Consider the following 19,666-nt stretch of genomic DNA (forward strand, 5'->3'; position numbering starts at 1 on the left):
TGGAGCACCGTCTCGAACGTCTCGTTCGACCACGGCCGCCGCGCGCTCCCAGCGCGCGAAGCGCCCCCACGCGCTGGGCCCGGGTATGGCCCACCGCGCGGGGCAGGCGGGTTGTCCACAGGGGGAGTTATCCACAGGGCTGCCGGAAATGAGGCAGAAGGGGAAGACTTGGGGAGCAACGCGCGATTCACGCGTGGCGCTCGTGCAGGAGGGGGATCACATGCCGGGCTCACTGGCCGTGCTGCGGGACAGCCACCGGACGGAGGTCGAGCGGCTGCTGACGCGGGCCGTCGAGGAGGAGGTGCGGCGCTCGGGCGGCCGCACGGACGGCGGGGTGCTGCTGACCCGCGCGCGGGGCTCGTTGGACGAGATGGCGGCGACCGCGGCCGAGGAGTACGGCGCGTATGTGCGCGCGCTGGAAGAGGCGGAGGCGGGCAGCAGACCGCTCTCGGCGATGCTGGGGCGCGGGCGGCTGGCCACCCCGGCGCTGGCCGCGGGGGTGGCGGCGGTCGCCGCCTTCGGCGCGGACCTCACCTTCGGCACGTCGGCGGGCACGGCGCTGGGCGCGGGCGTGACCGCGGGCGTGGCGGGGTCGGCCGCGGCCGTCCTCAAGCTCACCGCGGCGCACTGGCCCGCCGCCCACCGCCAGGCGGCGCTGCGCAACCAGCCCGGCGGGCCCGAGCAGCTCCGGCTGCAGTGGCTGACGGCGGTCGAGGTGCGCGGCATCCGGCCGTTCATCGACCAGCACCGGATGACCTCGGCCGCCACCCGCCAGGGCGGCGGCTCCCCCAAGCGCTCCGGCTTCCCGGCCGGCGGGCAGGCGCCGCGGCTGCGGGGCGCGGACCGCAGCCAGGCGGCCCGCAGGCGCACCGTGCTGGAGCAGTCCTTCGGCCATCTCCCCCAGGCGGACGGCCCGTTCGCCGGGCGCCGCGCGCAGACCACCCAGATCGCCCAGTGGGTGCACCAGGCGCGGGCCAGCACCGAGACCAAGCCGACGGTGGTGCTGCTGGAGGGCCCGCCGGGCTCGGGCCGCACGATGCTGGCCGTGCGGGCGGCCCATGAGCTGCGCGACCAGTTCCGGGGCGCGTGCCTGGTGGATCTGCGCGGGGACAGCACCGAGCAGGCCCCGCTGTCGATCCGCGACGCGCTGCTGCATCTGCTGAACCGGCTCGGGGCACCCCGCGACCAGCTGCTCTTCCGGGAGCGGACCGGTCAGGACCAGCACCTCAAGCGGCTCATCGAGCTGTATCACCAGCACATGACCGGGCTGCCCGTCACGATCGTCCTGGACGACGCGAGCGACGCGGAGCAGGTGTCCACGCTGGTCCCGGAGCGGTCCGACAGCCTGATCCTGGTCACCTCGCGCACCCCGCTCACCCTGCCGCCGGATCTGGCCGCATGGGTGCACAGGCTGGAGGTCGGCCCGCTGGACCAGTCGGGCGCCGAGGAGCTGCTGCGGGTCTCCGCCGAGAATCCGGCCGGGCCCGGTCCGTACGACGGGCAGTCCGTGGAGCGGATCGCCGAGCTGTGCGGGCGGCTGCCGCTCGCGCTGCGGATCGCGGGCTCCTCCCTCGGCCCGCGCACCCCCGCCGCCCTCGCCACCGACCTGGAGGCGTACGGACCGGTCGGCCCGGTCGAGCGCACCCTGTGGCTGCGCTACACCGACCAGCAGGACGCCGCCCGGCGGCTGCTGCGGCGCCTCGCGCTCGCCGGGCGGGCGAGCATGGGCGCGGCGGCTGCCGCGGCGCTGCTGGGCGCCGATCAGCAGGAGGCGGCCCGCCATCTGGACGCGCTGAGCCGCGCCGGGCTGATCCAGCACGTGCGCGGCAGCCGCTACCGGCTGCACGACGTGGTGCGCTCGTTCGCCGCCGCCCGGCTGGCGGACGAGGAGGAGCCCGAGCAGCGCACCGCCGCCCAGGAGCGGCTGATCCGCAGCTACGCCGAGCTGGCGGACTCGGTGATCCGGCTGGTCGACGGCAAGACGTCCACCCGCGCCGACGTCTTCACCAAGGGCACGGCGGGCGGCCACGGCTTCACCTCGCTGGACGCGGCGCTGGGCTGGCTCGACGACGAGTCGAGCTTCATCACGGCGGCGCTGCGCCACGCGGAGGGCGTGGACCAGTCCGCGGTGCTGCATCTGCTGGGCGCCCTGTGCGACTACTGCCTGCTGCGCGGCGACCTGTACCGGCTCGGCGAGATCAGCGAGCTGACCCAGGCCGTCGACCAGGGGCTGCTGGTGCGGTCCGTGCAGTGGCGCACCGGTATCGCCGCCCGCCAGCTCGGCGAGCTGGACCAGGCCCGTACGACGCTGTCCTCGGTGGTCGACCTGTATTTCGAGGCCCAGCACGAGGCGGGGGCCGCCCGGGCGCTGTGCAGCCTCGGCATCACCCTGCACCACCAGGGGAATCTGGTGGAGGCCTCGGCGAAGCTGCGCGAGGCGCTGGCCCTGCAGACGTCCGAGCCGCTGCGCGGGGACCGGGGGTGGACGATGCACGCGCTGGCCGCCGTGGAGCGGGACCGCGGGCAGCTGGCCGAGGCGCTGGACCTGCTGCGGCAGTCCCTGGAGCTGCACCGGGAGTCCGAGAGCCTGCACGGCCAGGCGTGGGCGCACTTCCAGCTCGGGCAGGCGTGTCTGCGGATGGGCGACGTGTCGCGCGCGGAGGCCGAGCTGCGGGACGCGCTGGGCGCGTACCACCGCACCCACGACCAGCGCGGTGAGGCCTGGGCGCTGACCCAGCTGGCCCGGACCCGGCTGGTGGCCGGGGAGCCGTCGGCGGCCGTGGACCAGCTGCGCCAGGCCCTCTCCCGGCATCGGGAGAACGAGGACGCGCGCGGTGAGGCCTGGACCCTGTACTACCTGGGCCAGGCGCTGGAGGAGCGCGGCGACCGGGACGCGGCGGTCCGCGAGCTGGAGCGGGCGCGCACGATGTTCAGCCGGATGCGCGATGTGTACGGGCTGGCGTGTGCCCGGCACCACTCGGCGCGGGTCACCCGTGATCTGCGGGCGGCGCAGACCGGCTCGCTGCGCAACAGCGGCTTCGCGCGGCAGCTGCTGCAAGACGCGCGGCAGGACTTCCACCGGGTGGGCGTGGCCCATGGCGAGGCGTGGTCATGCGTCGAGCTGGCGGTGATCGACGCGGGGAACGGCCGGGCGGTGCAGGCACTGGAGCTGGTCGACGAGGCGGCCCGGCTGTTCGCGGGGTACGGGGACCGGCGCGGTGGTTCCTGGGCCCGGTTCCTGCGCTGCACGCTGCTGCCGTTCGCCTCGGCGGGCGGCTCGGTCATCGGCACGGCGGTGGCGCAGGAGGAGCTGGCGGAGCTGCTCCGGGAGCTACGGGAGCCGGGCGAAGCCGGGAGGGGCGGGGATCCCCGGCTGGAGGGGTGCGCGGAGGCGTTCGCGCTGGTGCTGGAGCGGGGTGTGGAGCCGGAAACGGGGTGGCAGGCATGGCAGCTCGGCATGGTGCCGAGCCGCCGCTCCCGCGAGGTCATGGCCGTGCTGTCCGACGGCCCCCGCGCCTGAGCCCGGCCCCGCGCGTCTGGGGCCGCGCCTGAACCCGGTCCTGGGCCCGCGCCTGGCCCCGGTCACGGACCTGGTCATGGGGCCCGGGCCGCTCCGGGCCGGGCCCGGGAGGTGGCGCTACGCCGGGCCGCTCAGGCCGTGCGCTCCCCGTTGGCGTGCTCCCCCGTGGAGCCCTTCCCGCCCTTCGGGGAGGCGGTGGCCCGGGCTGCACCGGGCTGTGTCTCCGCGGGCTGTGGCGCCTCCTCGAAGTCCACCTTGTTCATGTGCTTGTTCATGGACTTCATCAGGAGCCACACCGCGCCGCCGATCAGTGCGAAGACGACGAACCCGAGCAGGCCCGGGGTCACCTTGTTCTCGTCCAGATCCTTGGCGAGCGGGACGAGATGCGTCATGGCGAGGGTGCTGGTCGCGCTCATCATGGGGTCAATTGTTGCGGATGCCCGCGAAGAGGTCGTCCTCGGGGAGGGAGGTATCGACGAGCGACTTCGCCAGCTCGTACTCTTCCGTCGGCCACAGCTCCTTCTGGATGTCCATGGGCACCCGGAACCAGCCGCCGTCGGGGTCGATCTGCGTGCGGTGCGCGATCAGCGCCTTGTCGCGGATCTCGAAGAAGTCCGCGCACGGCACATACGTGGTCAGGGTGCGCTCCCGCCTGGAGAAGTCCTTCCAGCGCTCCAGCCACTCCCCGTACGGCGAGTCCAGGCCGCGCGCGAGCAGCCCCTCGTGCAGCGCGACGGTGCGCGGCCGGTTGAAGCCCTGGTTGTAGTAGAGCTTCTGCGGCTGCCAGGCCGGGCCCGCCTCGGGGTACTTCTCCGGGTCCCCGGCCGCCTCGAAGGCCACCATCGTGATCTTGTGGGTCATGATGTGGTCGGGGTGCGGATAGCCGCCGTTCTCGTCATACGTCGTGATGACCTGCGGCTTGAAGGAGCGGATCAGCTTGACGAGCGCGCCCGCCGCCTCGTCCACGTCCTGGAGCGCGAAGCAGCCGTCGGGCAGCGGGGGCAGCGGGTCGCCCTCGGGCAGCCCGGAGTCCACGAAGCCCAGCCACTCCTGCTTGACCCCGAGGATCTCGCGCGCCTCGTCCATCTCCTTGGCGCGCACCTCGTGGATGTGCTCCTCGATGTACGGATCCCCCTGGAGCTTGGGGTTGAGGATGGAGCCGCGCTCACCGCCCGTGCAGGTCGCGACCAGCACGTCCACCCCCTCGGACACGTACTTGGCCATCGTGGCCGCGCCCTTGCTCGACTCGTCATCCGGGTGCGCGTGCACGGCCATCAAACGCAGCTGCTCAGTCAACTTCGATCCTCAGTGATTCGTCGCGGAAGACGGCTTCTATAGTGACCCACAGCGGGCCCGAATAATTCCGGGTCTCCCAAGCAGGAGGAAGCGATCATGTCGGCGGTGCGCGAGGGCCTTCCCGAGGGGCGCTACGGCCGCTCCGCGGATGAGCGGGCCGACCGCAAGCTGAAGATCATCGGTTCGGTGCTCGGCGCCGGTCTGGTCGCCCTGATCGCCTGGTTCGGGTACGCGTACGTCATTGAGCAGGACGTCAGCGGGCAGCTGACCGGTTTCGAGGTGACCTCGGACGACACCGTCGAGGTCCGGCTGGAGATCACCAAGGACCAGGACGCCACCGCCGAGTGCACGGTGCGCACGCTGGACACCTACCACGAAGAGGTAGGCCGCAAGAGCTTCACCTTCGGGCAGCGCCAGGACGACATGATCAAGGTCGTGACGGTGCGTACCACCGCGCGCGCGACCAGCGCCGAGCTGGTCGGCTGCGGCTCCGCCGCGGACAGCTGAGCCGACCAGGCAGCGCCCTGATACCGGCTTGAGGCACGGCCGGAGGCTCGGTCGGGGACTTGGGTCAGCCACGCCCGAACTGGCCGGATTTGTCCCGTTTCATGCGCATGGAGTCGAGTTCCCTCCTCCCCGTTTCCTGTCGGAATTGTTAGGCTCGTGGTTTCGCCCGGCTTTGAAGGCGCACCCTTCTGAGTAGGGCGTTCATTTGTATTCCCAGCACCGACGAGGAGCACCTGTGACCCAGACCAGCGAGAACGTCACCTGGCTGACCCAGGAGGCGTACGACCAGCTCAAGACCGAGCTGGAGTACCTGTCGGGTCCGGCACGTATCGAGATCGCGAAGAAGATCGAGGCTGCCCGGGAGGAAGGCGACCTCCGGGAGAACGGCGGTTACCACGCCGCCAAGGAGGAACAGGGCAAGCAGGAGCTTCGCGTGCGTCAGCTGACGCAGCTCCTGGAGCACGCGAAGGTCGGAGAGGCACCCGCGGACACCGGCGTGGTCGCCCCCGGCATGGTCGTCACCATCGCCTTCGACGGCGACCCGGACGACACCCTGACCTTCCTTCTCGCCTCTCGTGAATACGCGAGCTCGGACATCGAGACCTACTCGCCGCAGTCCCCGCTGGGTACGGGTGTGAACGGCAAGAAGGTCGGCCAGGACGCCGAATACGAACTCCCCAACGGCCGCACGGCCTCGGTGCGCATCCTGGACGCCAAGCCCTATCAGGGCTGAGCGCCCTCCCAACGCCCGCACATCTCACAGCGAGCCCCCGGCCACCACGGCCGGGGGCTCGCTGTAGTAGCACTCAAGCCGTCGCCGAGCGGTACTTCCGGACCGACAACGTCCGGAACACCACGATGATCACCACCGACCACAGCACCGACGCCAGCACCGGATGCTGCATCGGCCAGGCGTCCGAGACCACGCCCTGCGGATTGCCGAACAGTTCCCGGCAGGCCTGCACCGTGGCGCTGAACGGGTTCCAGTCCGCGATGTGTCCCAGGAACTCGGGCATCTGGCTGGACGGCACGAACGCGTTCGAGATGAAGGTCAGCGGGAACAGCCAGATCAGCCCGCCGGACGTCGCGGCCTCGGGGGTCCGTACCGTCAGCCCGATCAGCGCGCCGATCCACGAGAAGGCGTACCCGAGCAGGAGCAGCAGGCCGAACGCGCCCAGCGCGCTCAGGATTCCGTCGTGCACCCGCCAGCCCACGATGAGCGCGACGATCGCCAGCACGACCAGCGTCAGCGCGGTCTGCACCAGATCCGCGAGCGTACGGCCGGTGAGCACCGCGCCGCGCGCCATCGGCAGCGAGCGGAACCGGTCGATCAGCCCCTTGTGCATGTCGTCGGCGATCCCCGCGCCCGCGCCCGCCGTCGCGAAGGTGACGGTCTGCGCGAAGATCCCGCCCATCAGGAACTCGCGATAGACGTCCGCGGAGGCACTGGCCTGCCCTGGCACCATGATCGCGCCGCCGAATACATAGCTGAACAGCACCACGAACATAATGGGCTGGATAAGGCCAAAAATGACTACTTCAGGAATCCGCATCATTCGGATCAAATTGCGCTGGGCGACCACCAGCGAGTCCCGGACCGCCGCGAGCGGTCCGCCGCGCGGCCGGGGGGCGGCGGCGACGGTGGCACCCGACTCCTCGACAACAGCCATCACTTGCCTCCCTCGCGCGCACCGCTGTTATCGGCGTCGCTGTCCTCGGCACCATGGCCGGTGAGCGAGATGAAGACATCGTCGAGCGTCGGGCGGCGCAGCCCGATGTCGTCGATCTCCACTCCCCGGGTGTCCAGTTCGCGGATGACCTCGGCGAGCAGCTTGGCCCCGCCGACCACCGGCACGGTGACCTTGCGGGTGTGCTCCTGCACCGTGGTCTCGCCCTTGCCCAGCACCCGCAGCACATGTTCGGCGACCGCGATGTGCTCCCGCTCGTGCACCACGACCTCCACCCGCTCCCCGCCGGTACGGGCCTTGAGCTGGTCGGAGGTGCCACGGGCGATGACCTTGCCGCGGTCGATCACGCAGATGTCATGGGCCAGATGGTCGGCCTCCTCCAGATACTGCGTGGTCAGCAGCAGCGTCGTACCGCCCGCCACCAGTTCCTGGATGACCTCCCACAGCGCCTGCCGGTTGCGCGGGTCGAGCCCCGTCGTCGGCTCGTCCATGAACATGACGGGCGGGCTGACGACCAGGGCGGCGGCGAGGTCGAGACGGCGGCGCATGCCGCCGGAGTACGTCTTGGCGGTGCGGTCGGCCGCGTCCGCGAGGCGGAACCGCTCCAGCAGCTCGTCCGCGCGGGCCTTCGCCTCACGCGCTCCCATCTGGTAGAGCTGGCCGACCATCCGGAGGTTCTCGCGGCCCGTCAGATACTCGTCGACGGCGGCGAACTGCCCGGACAGGCCGATGGACCGGCGGACCTCGTTGGGGTACTTCAGCACATCCACCCCCGCGACCACCGCCGTCCCGCTGTCCGGGCGCAGCAGCGTGGTCAGTACGCGCACCGCGGTGGTCTTGCCCGCGCCGTTGGGGCCGAGCAGCCCGAGCACGGTTCCTTCCGGTACGTCGAGGTCGACGCCGTCCAGAGCTGTTACGTCACCGAAGGTCTTCACCAGGCCCTCGGCATGGATCGCGCCTGGCATGTGGCACTCCCAGAGTTGGGTGTTCCCGGGTCGAGTCAGCGCCACAGGGGACGCGTCCCCTCAATAAAGGCATATGTCCGGCCACAACGGCAGCGTCGCGACAGCAACTGAGAAGGAAATCCTAGCGCGATCGCGATACATCGCGATATATGCGAGAGGTGAGGAGACGTGAGGAGGGTCCTCAGATCATGACCGTGTACCCGGCCCCGTGCAGCGCCTTCCGGACCTCATCGCAGTGCTCCGGCCCCTTCGTCTCCAGCTGAAGCTCCACTTCCGCCTCGCTGAGCCCGAGCCGCGGGTTGATCCGCACATGGCTGATGTCGAGCACATTGGCGTCCATCGCCGACAGCTCCGCCAGCAGCGTCGCCAGCGCCCCCGGCCGGTCGGTCAGCCGCAGCCGCAGCGACAGATAGCGGCCCGCCGCGGCCATGCCGTGCCGCAGGATGCGCTGCATCAGCAGCGGATCGACGTTGCCACCCGAGAGCACCGACACCACCGGGCCCTCGAAGGACTCCGGATCCGACAGCACCGCCGCCACCGGACTCGCCCCCGCCGGTTCCACCACCAGCTTCGCCCGCTCCAGGCACAACAGCAGCGCACTGGACAGCTCGTCCTCGCTGACCGTGCGGACCTCGTCGACCAGCGCGTTGATGATCTCGAACGGAACGTCGCCCGGCAGCCCCACCTTGATGCCGTCCGCCATCGTCACCGGCGCCTCGACCGGCACCGGGCGCCCCGCCGCCAGCGAGGCCGGATACGCCGCCGCGCCCGCCGCCTGCACGCCCACGACCCGTACGTCCGGCCGCAGCGCCTTCACCGCCACCGCGACCCCGGCGACCAGCCCGCCCCCGCCGATGCCCACCACGACCGTGCGCACCTCGGGGCACTGCTCCAGGATCTCCAGGCCCACCGTGCCCTGCCCCGCGATGACGTCCGGGTGGTCGAACGGATGGATGAAGACCGCACCCGTCTCCTCCGCGTACCGCCGCGCCGCCCGCATCGTCTCGTCCACGATCTGGCCCTCGAACCGGACCTCCGCGCCGTAGTCCCGGGTCGCCGCGATCTTCGGCAGCGGCGCGCCCTCGGGCATGAAGACGGTCGACCGCACCCCCAGCAGCGAGGCCGCGAGCGCGACGCCCTGCGCATGGTTCCCGGCGCTCGCCGCGACCACCCCCGCGGCCCGCTCCTCGGCCGTCAGACGGGCGATCCGCACATAGGCGCCGCGCAGCTTGAAGGAGCCCGTACGCTGCAGGTTCTCGCACTTCAGCTGCACCGGGGAGCCGACCAGACCGGTCAGATAGCGGCTGCCCTCCAGGGCGGTCAGCCGGGAGACCCCCGACAGCATCTTCTGCGCCTCGCGCACATCGTCCAGCGTGACCGCGAGCGGAGCGGACGGTACGGAACGGGCGGGGCGCGGAGCCCGGCCGGACCCTTCCTCGCCGCCGGGTCGGGGAGCCATACCGCCGGATCGTGGAGCCATGGGCCCAGTCTCGCAGCTCCGCCACAACACGGCCGGGCCGGGGGAACCAGGGGTTGGGGACTTCTGTCACTTCGCAGCACGTGCGCACATCGCGGCGTGCGCGAGTGAGTATCGGCTGCCGCACGGCGAACCTCGGGAGGGAACATAGGTTCTTTCATCGAATATGTGACCTTTACGGATGATGCTCGTTAGGAGCAGTGATGGGAAATCTTCGGGCCACGTAGGGGGTGAGGGATGGGCGGGCTACGGGAGGTGGTGGCGCCGTTCGTGGCGCCCCGCCCGACCGGGGTGGCCATTCGCGGCAGCCTCAAGGACTTGACTGGGCAGGACGAGAAGGTCCTGCGCCTGGTCGGTGGCTTGCTGGGCTCCCTGGCCGCCCGGGACTGGAAGGCACGCTGCGCGGCCGGGCTGGATCACGACAGTGAGCGGTGGGCGCAGCGCAAACAGACGCTGACCAGGGAGTCTTCCTCGCGGTGGGCAGGGAGCATCACCAAAGCCACGCATGATCAGTGGGCGCTGGCCCGGCGCGGCCAGCTCGCGTATATCCAGTCCCTTGATGCTGGTGTGCGCACGATCGCCCAGCGGCTGTCGCTGCCAGTCGGGGCGAAGGGCTCCAAGAGGTCGCAGGGTGGTTATCGCTCCCGGCAGGAATGGTTCGCCAAGACCCGGCGCCTGCATCTGCTCCAGGACCGGCTGGAACGAGAGCGAGCCGACCGTGACGCGGGGCGGGTGCGTGTGGTGCGAGGTGGCAGGAAGCTGCTATGCAATCGGCACAACCTCCAAGCTGCCCGGCTGACCGAGGCGGGGTGGCGGGTGCGGTGGGAGGCTGAGCGCTGGTTCCTCCAGGCCGATGGCGAGTCGGGGAAGCGCTACGGGAACGAGACAATCCGTGTCAGCCCGGACGGTGAGCTGAGCATCAAGCTTCCGGCGCCGCTGGCCGGGCTGGCGAACGCGCCCCACGGCCGGTACGTGCTGGCCTGCCGGGTCGGCTTCCAGCACCGGGCCCAACAGTGGGCCGACCGCATCGCCACCCATCGCGCCGTGGCCTACCGCATCCACCTCGACGTGGCGCGAAACCGCTGGTACCTGACCGCCTCCTGGCGGCTTGCGCCGGTCAGGACGGTGTCTCTGGAGGCGATCCGCACCGGCGGGCTGATCGGCGTGGACACCAACGCCGATCACCTGGCTGCCTGGCGCCTGGATGCCCACGGGAACCCGGTCGGTGAACCGCGCAGGTTCGACTACGACCTGTCCGGCTGTGCATCGCACCGGGACGCGCAAGTGCGGCACGCCCTCATCCGTCTCCTGCACTGGGCCCAACGCCACCGGCTGGCGGTCGCCGTCGAGGACCTGGATTTCGCAGCGGAGAAGACTCGCGAGAAGCACGGCCGCAGGAAGCACTTCCGCCAGCTGATCTCCGGCATGCCCACCGCCAAGCTACGGACACGGCTCGCATCAATGGCCGCCGAGCTCGGCATCACCATCGTGGCCGTCGATCCTGCCTACACCTCCAAGTGGGGCGCCCAGCACTGGCAGAAGCCCCTCACCAGCAGGAACAGGAAGGCCACTCGCCACCATGCGGCAGCGGTGGCGATCGGAAGGCGCGCCCTGGGGCACCCGATCCGGCGACGGACGGCACCGCCCCCGCACGACCAGAGCGAACGTGCGGGGCATCGGACCGTCCAGGCCACACCGGGCACCCCGGGGCGTGAGGAAACCCGCCCCCGCATTCCCGGACCACGGACACGATCCGTCGACGCCGGAGGCGGAGCGAAAGCGGGCGACCAGGGTGCCCACAACCGTTCGGGACACCCGGCTGAGCACGAGCCCTGGCACCAGGACTCACTCCCGCTCAGTCTCTAGGAACGGTTGGCCGGTTGTCGGCAGGTTTCTGCAGCCCCCGTACGGGCCGGGCCCGGGCCGCGTACTCTGTGCCACATCCCACAGACCACCGCATGAAGTGAGCCCTAGGCCATGCCCACCCAATCGGACATGACGACTCAACTCGACACCGGCGTACTCGATTCACTCCAGCACCAGGTCGCGGTCTTCGCCCGCCGCGCGGAGCAGACCCGGCTCGGCGGCGTCGGACAGGCGCGCAACTCGATGGACCGCGCCGCCTACCTGCTGCTCAACCGGCTCGACCAGGAAGGCCCCATGGGGGTCAAGGCACTCGCCGGAGGCATGGGCATCGACTCGTCCACCGTGACCCGGCAGGTCGCCCCGCTCGTGGACTCCGGCCTGGTCAAGCGCACCTCGCACCCCGAGGACGGCCGCGCCGTCGTGCTCCAGCTCTCCCCGCGCGGCAAGGCCCGCCTGGAGGAGGTGCGCTCCTCGCGGCGCGAGCTGATGGCGCAGGTCACGGACGACTGGACGGTGGAGGAGCGCGATATGTTCTGCGATCTGCTCACCCGCTTCAACGTCGCCCTCTCCGCCGCGCACGGCGCGGTGCCGCAGGCGGCGGCCCCGGCGTCCTGAGCCGGACCAGACCTCTCACTGGACTCCTGCTCGACTCTTGACCGGGCGCCCCTGACTGCCGTGTCCTTGAGGAACGGAAGGCGGAGGGCGCGGTGCGAGAGCGGCGGGCAGCACGGGAGAGCCGCCGGGCCCGGGAATTCGAGGCATTTGTCGCGGGCGCGGGTGGCAGGTTGTTGCACGCGGCCACACTGCTCACCGGGGAACGCACAGGGGAACGTACAGGGGACCGCTCGGGGGGAACCGAAGCCGAAACCGACGCCGAATCCGGCACCGCCGTCGGCACCGCCGCCGCGCAGGAGCTGCTGACCGCCGCGCTCGCGCGCACGTACGCCCGCTGGGACCGGCTGCGCGGCGAGGATCCGTACGACCGCACCCGCCAGGAGCTGGCCGCCCTCTTCGCCCACCGGGCCCGCCGCTACCGCCGCCCGCGCGGCGGCGTACTGGACCGGCTCACCCCGCGTGAGCGGCTGGTGCTGGTGCTGCGGCTGTACGAGGGGGTCGCGGAGGAGCAGACGGCGGCCACGCTGGGCCTGCCGGTCGAGCGCGTACGGGCCATCTGCACGCGGGCCGTCACGCTGATGCGCACCCCCGCACCGCTCCCCGGCCCAGCTGCGGGGGTAGCGCGATGAGCTTCCCGGACCGCAAGGAGGACCAGGTGCGGCGGATGCTGGAGGGGCCGCATCCGGTTCTGCCGCCGGATCTGGCCGGACGGGCGGCCGGTCGCGGACAGCGGCTGCTGCGCCGCCGCCGGACGGCGCGGACTGTCGGCTGGGCGGTGCTGCTCGCCGCGGTCGTCGCGTTCACCGTCTGGGCGGCGGTCGTCCACCCGTGGGCGGGACCGCCCGCCGACACCACCCCTCCGCTGGAGGGGTGGTGACTCAGACGGTCAGGCGTCAGGCGTCAGGCGCTCAGGCCAGCGCCTGGCTCAGGTCCGCCAGCAGGTCGTCGATGTGCTCGATGCCCACCGACAGCCGTACGAGATCCCCCGGCACCTCCAGCGCCGAACCGGCCGTCGAGGCGTGGGTCATCCGCCCCGGGTGCTCGATCAGCGACTCGACACCGCCCAGCGACTCGCCGAGCGTGAACAGCCGGGCCCGGTCGCAGACCTCGACCGCCGCCTCCTCGCCACCGGCGACCCGGAACGACACCATGCCGCCGAAGGACCGCATCTGCTTGGCGGCGACCTCGTGGCCCGCGTGCTCGGCCAGCCCCGGGTAGTAGACCTGGGCCACCTTGGGGTGGGCGGTGAGCAGCTCCGCGACGCGCTCGGCGTTCGCGCTGTGCCGGTCCATCCGTACGCCGAGCGTCTTGATGCCGCGCAGCACCAGCCAGGAGTCGAAGGGGGCGGCGACGGCGCCCATCGCGTTCTGGTGGAAGGCGAGTTCGTCGCCGAGGGCCGGGTCGGAGACGATCAGCGCGCCGCCGACGACGTCCGAGTGGCCGCCCATGTACTTGGTGGTCGAGTGCACGACGACGTCCGCGCCGAGCGCCAGCGGCTGCTGCAGATACGGGCTGGCGAACGTGTTGTCCACGACGAGCCGGGCCCCCGCGGTGCGGGCGACGTCGGCGACGGCGGCGATGTCGGTGATGCCCAGCAGCGGATTGCTCGGCGTCTCGACCCAGATCACCTTCGTACGGGGGCGCAGCGCGGCCCGTACCGAGGCCGGGTCGGAGGTGTCGGCGACCGACCACTCCACGCCCCAGCGCTCGACGACCTTGGCGAAGAGGCGGAACGTACCGCCGTACGCGTCGTTCGGGATCACCACGTGGTCGCCCGGCACCAGCAGCGTGCGCAGCAGGCAGTCCTCGGCGGCGAGGCCGGAGGCGAAGGCGAGCCCGCGGCGGCCTCCCTCCAGGGCCGCCAGGTTCTCCTCCAGGGCGGTGCGGGTGGGGTTGGCGGAGCGGCTGTACTCATAGCCGCCGCGCAGGCCGCCCACCCCGTCCTGCTTATAGGTGGAGACCTGGTAGATCGGCGGAACGACGGCGCCGGTGAGCGCGTCCGGCTCCTGGCCCGCGTGGATGGCGAGCGTCTCGAAGCTCTGGGGGTCCTGATCGGTCATGAGCCCGAGCGTAACGCGCGGCGGGCGGGTGCAGGATGCGGCCGGGGGCCCGTCCAGGATTCAACGGCCGTCCGCGATGTCAGTCGGGGCGCATAGGCTGGAGCACAAGCCGTCACGGGACTTCACACGGGGACACGTCATGGAGCTTCTGATCTTCCTCATCGCCATCGTCATGATCGGTGGGCTGATCGTGCTGCCCGCCCTGCGGCGGAGGCGCGGCGGCCGCGAGGCCCTGCGGGGCGCGGTGCGCGCCACGGACCCGGGTGAGTACGGCTTCGTACCGCCCGAGCAGCTGGACGTACGGCTGCCCGGCCCGGACCGCCAGCTCATCGACGCGCTGGAGGAGGTCCAGTCCGGGCAGGACTGGCAGCCTGCCTCCCGGCTGCTCGCGCTCACCGAGGCGACCTCCGAACTGCGCTGGCAGCGCGTCCAGACGCTCGCCGGGGCCGCCGCCTTCGAACTCGCCCAGGCCCCCGGCAAGGGCGGGATGTGGCTGCGCACCTGGCGCGTCGCGGCCCCCGAGGACCCGGGCGCGGCCGCCGTGCAGGCCGAGTTCCTGGTCCGCCAGGCGCTGCGCGACCCGTCCTCGCAGGACTTCCGCATGATCCTGGAGGAGGCCCGGGACGTCTGCCACGAGGCGGCGCGGCTGGCCCCGGACGACCCCGTTCCGTACATCATCGAACTCGGCGTCGCCCGTGGTCTCCCCTACCGGCAGGCCGACTTCGAGGAGCTGTGGACCAAGGTCGCCGACCGGGCCCCGCACCACATGGGCGCCCACCTCGCCGCCCTCCACTACTGGTGCGAGAAGTGGCACGGCTCCCAGGACCGCGCCGACCGCTTCACCCACGCCGCGGCCGCCTCCGCCCCCGACAAGAGCCTCCTGCCCGCGCTGCCGCTGTTCGGCGTCTTCGAGCACCTGCCCGAGGTCAACCTCGTCCGCAGCCTGTACCAGAGCGATGTGGTCACCAAGGCGGTCGAGGGCGCCCTGTACGCGGTCCGCCGGGCCCCCGCCGACCACCCGGTCCTGCCCCACGTCCGGCATCTGCTGGTCTGGTTCCTGGTCCGGTCGGAGCGGTACGCGGACGCCATGGAGCAGCTGCGCCACGTGGACGGCCATGTGGGCGCGGTGCCGTGGTCGTACGGGGCGGACCCGGCGGCCGAGTACGCCGTCTACCGGGCGCTGGCGGTGGCGGGCTGGGAGGGCCACGGCGGCTCCCCGGCGACGCTGCCGAAGTGAGCGGCGCGGCTCCCCATGTGAACGGCGCCGCGGAATTCGGTGGCGCCCCCGCCCGTTGTAAGGGATAGCCGACCTACCCTCCTGCCCCCCCGAGGAGCCCGCCCGATGCTGTTCAGCCGCCGCGAGAACCACCTCCCGACCCCCGAGGAGGCACTGAAGGGCCGCCCCGAACCGGGCTTCACGGTCCCCGACCGCCACACCGTCCTCGGCAACCCCCTCAGCGGCCCGTACCCGCAGGGCCTGGCCGTCGCCGACTTCGGCCTCGGCTGCTTCTGGGGCGCGGAGCGCGTCTTCTGGCAGGCCCCCGGCGTCTGGACCACCCTGGTCGGCTACCAGGGCGGCCACACCGAGAACCCCACCTACGAAGAGGTCTGCAGCGGCCTCACCGCCCACACCGAGGCCGTCCGCGTCGTCTTCGACCCCGCCCTCACCTCGTACGGCGCCCTCCTGAAGCTCTTCTGGGAGTCCCACGACCCCACCCAGCACTTCCGCCAGGGCAACGACGTCGGCACCCAGTACCGCTCGGCCGTCTACGCCCACTCCCCCGAGCAGCAGTCCGAGGCCGAGTCCTCCCGCACCGCCTACCAGGCCGTCCTGACCGGCTCCGGCTACGGCGAGATCGCCACCGAAATCCTCCCCGCGGGCCCCTTCTACCCGGCCGAGCCGTACCACCAGCAGTACCTGGACAAGAACCCAGCAGGCTACTGCGGCATCGGCGGCACGGGCGTCTCCTGCCCGATAGGCGTGGCCCCGGCCGACGGCTGAGGCCGCCGAAATTCGATCGAACCAGCTGACCGCCGTCGCTAGCGTGTGACGGATGGAAATCCGGGCGTTCGAGGAACGCGACTGGCCGCAGGTCTGGCCGATCATCGAGGAGATCGTCCGCAAGGGGGACACCTTCTGCTACGACCCCCACCAGACGGAGGCCGAGGCCCACGACATGTGGGTGGTGCCGCCCCCGGGGCACGTGGTCGTAGCCGTGGAGAACCAGCGCGTGCTGGGCACCTCGAACATGTACCCCAACCGCCCCGGCCCCGGCTCCCACGTCGCCAGCGGCAACTTCATGGTGGCGCCGGAGGCGCGCGGCCGTGGCGTCGGTCAAGCGCTGGGCGAGTACCTGCTCAACTGGGCTTCGGCCAGCGGCTTCGCGGGCGTGCAGTTCAACGCGGTCGCCGCCTCAAACGCGCCCGCCGTCAGACTCTACGAGCGCCTCGGCTTCACCCTCATCGGCACCGTCCCGGGCGCGTTCCGCCACCCGTCACTGGGCCCGGTCGGACTGCACGTCATGTACCACGACCTGGGCGCCTGACCTGCTGCGGTACTACCGCCGCCGTACGTCAGGTCGATGACGTACGGCGGTGCCCGGCTGGGGAGGTGTGGGGCAGTTCCTCCGTGAGGTCATCCGGTAGCGCGAGGTTAGGCTCACGCCATGACTGATTTCCTTCAGGTGGCGACAGCGACAGAGAACCGCGAGGAAGCCGAGAAGCTTGCTGGTTCGGTGGTAACGGCTCGACTCGCGGCCGGGGCGCAGATCGTGGGGCCGGTAGTCTCTGTCTTCTGGCACCAGGGTGAGTTCGGGACTGGCGAAGAGTGGCAGCTCTTGTTCAAGACACGTGCCGACCGTTACGCCGACCTTGAAGCGCACCTCTTGGAGCACCATCCGTGGAAGAACCCCGAGGTGTCGGCCGTACCGATCGTCGCGGGCTCCGATGCCTACCTGCGGTGGGTGGAACGGATGACTGAGTCGAACTCGTGAACTGACTCCTTCATGCCCTGGCTTTCTCCAAGACTTCGGCCACGGCCGGAAGCTCCCGGTGTGACCTGAGCTGTTGGAGGATCGGAGCGAGGCGTTGGCGTGGGCGGACGGAGGCCACCCCGGCCGACAATTCGAGGACGCGCCTGGTGATGGCCGCCGCCTGTTCGACCTCTCCGGCGGTCAGGTAGGAGTCGGCGAGCCAGGACAGGTAGAGGCTCTTGTCGCGAGCGTGGACATCGCCGTACCGGGCGAGCACGCCTTCCAATACCGGGACGGCACGCAGAGGTCGGCCCAGTTCGGTCCAGCAGCGGCCCGTCATGATCTGGAGTTCGTTACCGTCGACCCACGCTGACCAGTCGGGCTGGGCGCTTCTGTCACCCTCGCCGAGGGCGGCTTCCGCGATGCTCAGCGCGCGTTCGGTCTCGTCGGGGTTGCCAGCGACGGCGTAAGCCCACCCCAATCGTTCGTACAGCAGCGCGCGTACGCCGGGCGGGGCGTCGGGGCCCGCAGTGCGGCATGCCTGGACGGCAGTCTCGATCGCGGCAGAACGGTCAGTATTGATCTTCTGGTATGCGAGAAAGGCGAGGGCGTTCCCGGCCAGGGCTGCGTCCTTCGCCTCAACGGCAGCTTGATGGCTGTCCTCGTAGAGGCTTCGGGCATCAGCGTTCTTTCCTGCGTCGAACGCCGCCCAACCTGCTTGCTGGGCCTGCTCAGAGAGGACCGACAGGAGCCCTCGGCCGGTCGCCTCTGTGTAGCTGCCCTCGCGGAGCATCGTCTTGGTCCCTTGGTATTCGCCGAGATAGACGCGATACGTATCGCCTCCTCCAAGGACCTCATCGAGTCTGCGTAGTCGCGCCGTACGCTGTCGCAGTTGGTCCGGCACGTCGCGACCGATCTGACTGCCTGCCTTGAGCTGGGTCAACTCGGGTAGGCCGAGAACCAGACCTGTTCCGGCTGAGGCTCGGAAGAACTCCCTGCGCCGCACTGTTTCGTTCCCCTCTCGGGTCGTTGGTGTCGTGCGTGCTGAGGCGCCCGCTTCCCAGTCACGGGGAGCGAGACCGAGTAGATGTCCGGGGATACGCAGGGCATCGGCAATCGTCGCAATCTTGTCGAACGTTGTGATGCGACCCTGGCCGCGTGCCAGCGTGCCAACCCGCTCGGGCTTGAGGTCGCACTCGGCTGCGATCTTCGAATAGCTGATCTTGGCTAAGTCCCGGGCAAGAGAGAAGACCGCGCCGAAGTCATGAGCCACGAGCGCGGCACGCATCTCCGGGTGGTTCAGAACCTGACGCGGTAGTGCTGTCGGGGGTTGGTAAGCGGTCATCGTGTGCCCCGTTACGCCTGATGGTGACAATCTGTCACACGGTCCTGACCGTCAGCCTACCCATGATGGGGATAGCCAGGGGCGGGAAGGCAGCGTCGTTGCTCCGCAGCACAGTTGGCACATGCAAGACCCCCGCGACCGCGCGAACGGCCCGGGGGCGTGGTCAACGCGCAGAGGAGCGTCAACGTGCCAAACCATATCCACCACACCGTGTGGCGGCTGCTGCGGTTGTTGCTACCCGGTCGGGGACGCCGACATGTGGTCCGGGCAAGTCCTCCGGTGAAGTGCGCGAATGCCCCGGCGCAGCGGCCGGAACGGGCGACGAAGGACGCTCCCCGGGTGGAGCTGCTGTGCGCTCCGCACGGGATGGTGGTGATCCGGTGAGTGCACAGCCGCGTCTGCTGCCGTGGAATGGACCGGCTGGGAAGCCGTGTTTCCTGGTCCCCAGTGAGGACGGCAAGGGGTATCTGTCCCGGCTCGCCGACGAGATGGAAGCGGTGCAGCTCCGCATGGGCACCGAACTCCTCGGCCACGCCGACGTACTGCTCGGCAACCCGAAGGCGGAGGCCGGAGAGCTGCGCTTCCTCGCGAACCGCCTGGTCGAGGCGCTACGGGACGCGCTGCGGGTGGCGGACAGCCGTGGCAGGCGGCTTCCCGGAGCCGACGAGGGCGAGGACGAGGACGCCCGGCCGACTCAAACGAGGGGAGCATGGGGATGAGCCCGGACCGTCGCGCTCAGTCCGAGTGGCGCATCGAGCCCGCCCCGATGGGGCTGCGCGTACGGCGCGAGGGGGACCAGCTCGCGCTGACGCTTCAGGTCGTCCGGCTGCGTGAGGTCGTGGCCCTCGCACCGCTGATTCTGACGCTTGACGAGTCGGAACTGCTCCACGCGGGCCTGTGCTTCGCGCTCGGCCCGGAGCCTGCGCGAGCGGACGCGCCTGAGTGCCGAAAGCCGGTTCACTATCCCGGCGGTCGACAACGGTACTGATGTCGGCTCGGGTATCGCCCGACGTTCGAGGAGCCGCCGTGAGCAGGGGTTACCGCACCTCATGGACAATCCCCGAGGAGCATCGAGCCGACCCGGCCTACGTCGAGGCGGGCGCCGCGATCGCTCTGGGGCAGGCTGTCTACGACCGTCGGACGGCCCTGGGAATCGACCAAGCGTCGTTCGCCGAACGGACGGGGCTGTCCGTGGAGGACATCGACCGCCTTGAGGGCGGCGGCACCGTGCCTACGCTCCCCCTCCTCCGCATGTTGGCCAGGGCGGGTCTCGGCCCCATCGACGGAGCCAAGGCGGATGGCTGAAGCCCGCCTGCCGGATGTCGCGGCGACGCCGCAGCGCTGCTCACCGGATC

At 70.9% G+C, this 19,666-nt stretch carries 21 protein-coding genes; 14 read left to right on the plus strand and 7 right to left on the minus strand.

Annotated elements, in window-relative coordinates:
- Positions 1-220 precede the first annotated feature (220 nt).
- Positions 221-3,520: a tetratricopeptide repeat protein gene (locus ACFV9T_RS38855; RefSeq protein WP_385447520.1), complete on the plus strand. Its 3,300-nt coding sequence runs from the start codon at positions 221-223 to the stop codon at positions 3,518-3,520.
- 131 nt (positions 3,521-3,651) lie between these two features.
- On the opposite strand, the gene ACFV9T_RS38860 is transcribed toward ACFV9T_RS38855, so the two are convergent.
- On the minus strand, positions 3,652-3,936 hold the full coding sequence (locus ACFV9T_RS38860) for a hypothetical protein (protein WP_385447550.1): 285 nt from the start codon (positions 3,934-3,936) through the stop codon (positions 3,652-3,654).
- A 7-nt stretch (positions 3,937-3,943) separates the two neighbouring features.
- On the minus strand, positions 3,944-4,816 hold the full coding sequence (gene mca / locus ACFV9T_RS38865; RefSeq protein WP_385447521.1) for a mycothiol conjugate amidase Mca: 873 nt from the start codon (positions 4,814-4,816) through the stop codon (positions 3,944-3,946).
- Between the two features lie 96 nt (positions 4,817-4,912).
- Between mca and ACFV9T_RS38870 the strand changes: the two genes are divergently transcribed.
- A complete protein-coding gene (locus ACFV9T_RS38870) occupies positions 4,913-5,323 on the plus strand; it encodes a DUF4307 domain-containing protein (protein ID WP_385447523.1) in 411 nt (136 codons plus the stop codon).
- Between the two features lie 235 nt (positions 5,324-5,558).
- The gene (gene greA, locus ACFV9T_RS38875) at positions 5,559-6,056 is read left to right on the plus strand and encodes a transcription elongation factor GreA (RefSeq protein ID WP_385447524.1); all 498 of its coding nucleotides are present in this window, start codon (positions 5,559-5,561) and stop codon (positions 6,054-6,056) included.
- A 73-nt stretch (positions 6,057-6,129) separates the two neighbouring features.
- Here greA and ACFV9T_RS38880 read toward each other — a convergent pair whose 3' ends face one another.
- The 3 genes from ACFV9T_RS38880 to ilvA all read right to left on the minus strand — a co-directional run bounded on the left by ACFV9T_RS38880 (position 6,130) and on the right by ilvA (position 9,321).
- Positions 6,130-6,993, minus strand: a complete 864-nt coding sequence (locus tag ACFV9T_RS38880) for an ABC transporter permease (RefSeq protein ID WP_385447526.1) — start codon at positions 6,991-6,993, stop codon at positions 6,130-6,132.
- Complete coding sequence (locus ACFV9T_RS38885) at positions 6,993-7,976, minus strand: ATP-binding cassette domain-containing protein (protein WP_385447528.1); 984 nt, start codon at positions 7,974-7,976, stop codon at positions 6,993-6,995. The genes ACFV9T_RS38880 and ACFV9T_RS38885 overlap by 1 nt, the downstream gene beginning before the upstream one ends.
- Positions 7,977-8,157: 181 nt before the next feature.
- Entirely contained in the window at positions 8,158-9,321 is a 1,164-nt protein-coding gene (gene ilvA / locus ACFV9T_RS38890; RefSeq protein WP_385447553.1) for a threonine ammonia-lyase, read from the minus strand.
- Positions 9,322-9,690: 369 nt separating this feature from the next.
- On the opposite strand from ilvA, the gene ACFV9T_RS38895 reads away from it, so the two are divergent.
- The 4 genes from ACFV9T_RS38895 (at position 9,691) to ACFV9T_RS38910 (ending at position 12,811) form a co-directional block, all read left to right on the plus strand.
- The gene (locus ACFV9T_RS38895; RefSeq protein ID WP_385447529.1) at positions 9,691-11,319 is read left to right on the plus strand and encodes an IS200/IS605 family accessory protein TnpB-related protein; all 1,629 of its coding nucleotides are present in this window, start codon (positions 9,691-9,693) and stop codon (positions 11,317-11,319) included.
- 111 nt (positions 11,320-11,430) lie between these two features.
- A complete protein-coding gene (locus ACFV9T_RS38900; RefSeq protein WP_179936492.1) occupies positions 11,431-11,934 on the plus strand; it encodes a MarR family winged helix-turn-helix transcriptional regulator in 504 nt (167 codons plus the stop codon).
- 92 nt (positions 11,935-12,026) lie between these two features.
- Positions 12,027-12,563, plus strand: coding sequence for a sigma factor-like helix-turn-helix DNA-binding protein (locus ACFV9T_RS38905; protein WP_385447531.1), 537 nt, complete (start codon positions 12,027-12,029; stop codon positions 12,561-12,563).
- Positions 12,560-12,811 (plus strand): hypothetical protein, encoded by a 252-nt coding sequence (locus ACFV9T_RS38910; RefSeq protein WP_385447533.1) that lies wholly within the window; start codon positions 12,560-12,562, stop codon positions 12,809-12,811. The genes ACFV9T_RS38905 and ACFV9T_RS38910 overlap by 4 nt, the downstream gene beginning before the upstream one ends.
- Before the next feature lie 31 nt (positions 12,812-12,842).
- Here ACFV9T_RS38910 and ACFV9T_RS38915 read toward each other — a convergent pair whose 3' ends face one another.
- Complete coding sequence (locus ACFV9T_RS38915; protein ID WP_385447535.1) at positions 12,843-13,994, minus strand: cystathionine gamma-synthase; 1,152 nt, start codon at positions 13,992-13,994, stop codon at positions 12,843-12,845.
- Between the two features lie 139 nt (positions 13,995-14,133).
- On the opposite strand from ACFV9T_RS38915, the gene ACFV9T_RS38920 reads away from it, so the two are divergent.
- From ACFV9T_RS38920 to cutA, 4 genes are all read left to right on the plus strand, one after another.
- Positions 14,134-15,231, plus strand: coding sequence for a hypothetical protein (locus ACFV9T_RS38920; RefSeq protein WP_385447536.1), 1,098 nt, complete (start codon positions 14,134-14,136; stop codon positions 15,229-15,231).
- Between the two features lie 105 nt (positions 15,232-15,336).
- Complete coding sequence (gene msrA, locus ACFV9T_RS38925; protein ID WP_385447538.1) at positions 15,337-15,996, plus strand: peptide-methionine (S)-S-oxide reductase MsrA; 660 nt, start codon at positions 15,337-15,339, stop codon at positions 15,994-15,996.
- A 52-nt stretch (positions 15,997-16,048) separates the two neighbouring features.
- On the plus strand, positions 16,049-16,540 hold the full coding sequence (locus ACFV9T_RS38930; protein WP_385447540.1) for a GNAT family N-acetyltransferase: 492 nt from the start codon (positions 16,049-16,051) through the stop codon (positions 16,538-16,540).
- 120 nt (positions 16,541-16,660) lie between these two features.
- On the plus strand, positions 16,661-16,987 hold the full coding sequence (cutA, locus tag ACFV9T_RS38935; RefSeq protein WP_385447541.1) for a divalent-cation tolerance protein CutA: 327 nt from the start codon (positions 16,661-16,663) through the stop codon (positions 16,985-16,987).
- A 10-nt stretch (positions 16,988-16,997) separates the two neighbouring features.
- Here cutA and ACFV9T_RS38940 read toward each other — a convergent pair whose 3' ends face one another.
- On the minus strand, positions 16,998-18,311 hold the full coding sequence (locus tag ACFV9T_RS38940) for an XRE family transcriptional regulator (RefSeq protein ID WP_385447543.1): 1,314 nt from the start codon (positions 18,309-18,311) through the stop codon (positions 16,998-17,000).
- Between the two features lie 380 nt (positions 18,312-18,691).
- Here ACFV9T_RS38940 and ACFV9T_RS38945 point away from each other — a divergent pair, with 380 nt between their 5' ends.
- Genes ACFV9T_RS38945 through ACFV9T_RS38955 form a run of 3 tightly spaced genes read left to right on the plus strand, consistent with a single transcriptional unit; the run spans position 18,692 to position 19,616 of the window.
- The gene (locus ACFV9T_RS38945; RefSeq protein ID WP_385447544.1) at positions 18,692-19,030 is read left to right on the plus strand and encodes a hypothetical protein; all 339 of its coding nucleotides are present in this window, start codon (positions 18,692-18,694) and stop codon (positions 19,028-19,030) included.
- Positions 19,027-19,299, plus strand: coding sequence for a hypothetical protein (locus ACFV9T_RS38950; RefSeq protein WP_385447546.1), 273 nt, complete (start codon positions 19,027-19,029; stop codon positions 19,297-19,299). The genes ACFV9T_RS38945 and ACFV9T_RS38950 overlap by 4 nt, the downstream gene beginning before the upstream one ends.
- 38 nt (positions 19,300-19,337) lie before the next feature.
- Positions 19,338-19,616 carry a helix-turn-helix domain-containing protein gene (locus ACFV9T_RS38955; protein ID WP_385447548.1) on the plus strand — a complete coding sequence of 93 codons (279 nt, stop codon included), beginning with the start codon at positions 19,338-19,340 and terminating at the stop codon, positions 19,614-19,616.
- Positions 19,617-19,666: the final 50 nt, after the last annotated feature.

The sequence above is a fragment of the Streptomyces sp. NPDC059850 genome (assembly GCF_042731515.1).
Classification (GTDB): domain Bacteria; phylum Actinomycetota; class Actinomycetes; order Streptomycetales; family Streptomycetaceae; genus Streptomyces.

Excerpts from the sequence above, each read along its gene's own strand:
- ACFV9T_RS38855 (WP_385447520.1), top strand. The coding sequence starts at position 221 with ATGCCGGGCTCACTGGCCGTGCTGCGGGACAGCCACCGGACGGAGGTC.
- ACFV9T_RS38860 (WP_385447550.1), bottom strand. The coding sequence starts at position 3,936 with ATGAGCGCGACCAGCACCCTCGCCATGACGCATCTCGTCCCGCTCGCC.
- ACFV9T_RS38870 (WP_385447523.1), top strand. The coding sequence starts at position 4,913 with ATGTCGGCGGTGCGCGAGGGCCTTCCCGAGGGGCGCTACGGCCGCTCC.
- ACFV9T_RS38880 (WP_385447526.1), bottom strand. The coding sequence starts at position 6,993 with ATGGCTGTTGTCGAGGAGTCGGGTGCCACCGTCGCCGCCGCCCCCCGG.
- ACFV9T_RS38885 (WP_385447528.1), bottom strand. The coding sequence starts at position 7,976 with ATGCCAGGCGCGATCCATGCCGAGGGCCTGGTGAAGACCTTCGGTGAC.
- ilvA (WP_385447553.1), bottom strand. The coding sequence starts at position 9,321 with ATGCTGTCGGGGGTCTCCCGGCTGACCGCCCTGGAGGGCAGCCGCTAT.
- ACFV9T_RS38895 (WP_385447529.1), top strand. The coding sequence starts at position 9,691 with ATGGGCGGGCTACGGGAGGTGGTGGCGCCGTTCGTGGCGCCCCGCCCG.
- ACFV9T_RS38900 (WP_179936492.1), top strand. The coding sequence starts at position 11,431 with ATGCCCACCCAATCGGACATGACGACTCAACTCGACACCGGCGTACTC.
- ACFV9T_RS38910 (WP_385447533.1), top strand. The coding sequence starts at position 12,560 with ATGAGCTTCCCGGACCGCAAGGAGGACCAGGTGCGGCGGATGCTGGAG.
- ACFV9T_RS38915 (WP_385447535.1), bottom strand. The coding sequence starts at position 13,994 with ATGACCGATCAGGACCCCCAGAGCTTCGAGACGCTCGCCATCCACGCG.
- ACFV9T_RS38920 (WP_385447536.1), top strand. The coding sequence starts at position 14,134 with ATGGAGCTTCTGATCTTCCTCATCGCCATCGTCATGATCGGTGGGCTG.
- msrA (WP_385447538.1), top strand. The coding sequence starts at position 15,337 with ATGCTGTTCAGCCGCCGCGAGAACCACCTCCCGACCCCCGAGGAGGCA.
- ACFV9T_RS38930 (WP_385447540.1), top strand. The coding sequence starts at position 16,049 with ATGGAAATCCGGGCGTTCGAGGAACGCGACTGGCCGCAGGTCTGGCCG.
- cutA (WP_385447541.1), top strand. The coding sequence starts at position 16,661 with ATGACTGATTTCCTTCAGGTGGCGACAGCGACAGAGAACCGCGAGGAA.
- ACFV9T_RS38940 (WP_385447543.1), bottom strand. The coding sequence starts at position 18,311 with ATGACCGCTTACCAACCCCCGACAGCACTACCGCGTCAGGTTCTGAAC.
- ACFV9T_RS38950 (WP_385447546.1), top strand. The coding sequence starts at position 19,027 with ATGAGCCCGGACCGTCGCGCTCAGTCCGAGTGGCGCATCGAGCCCGCC.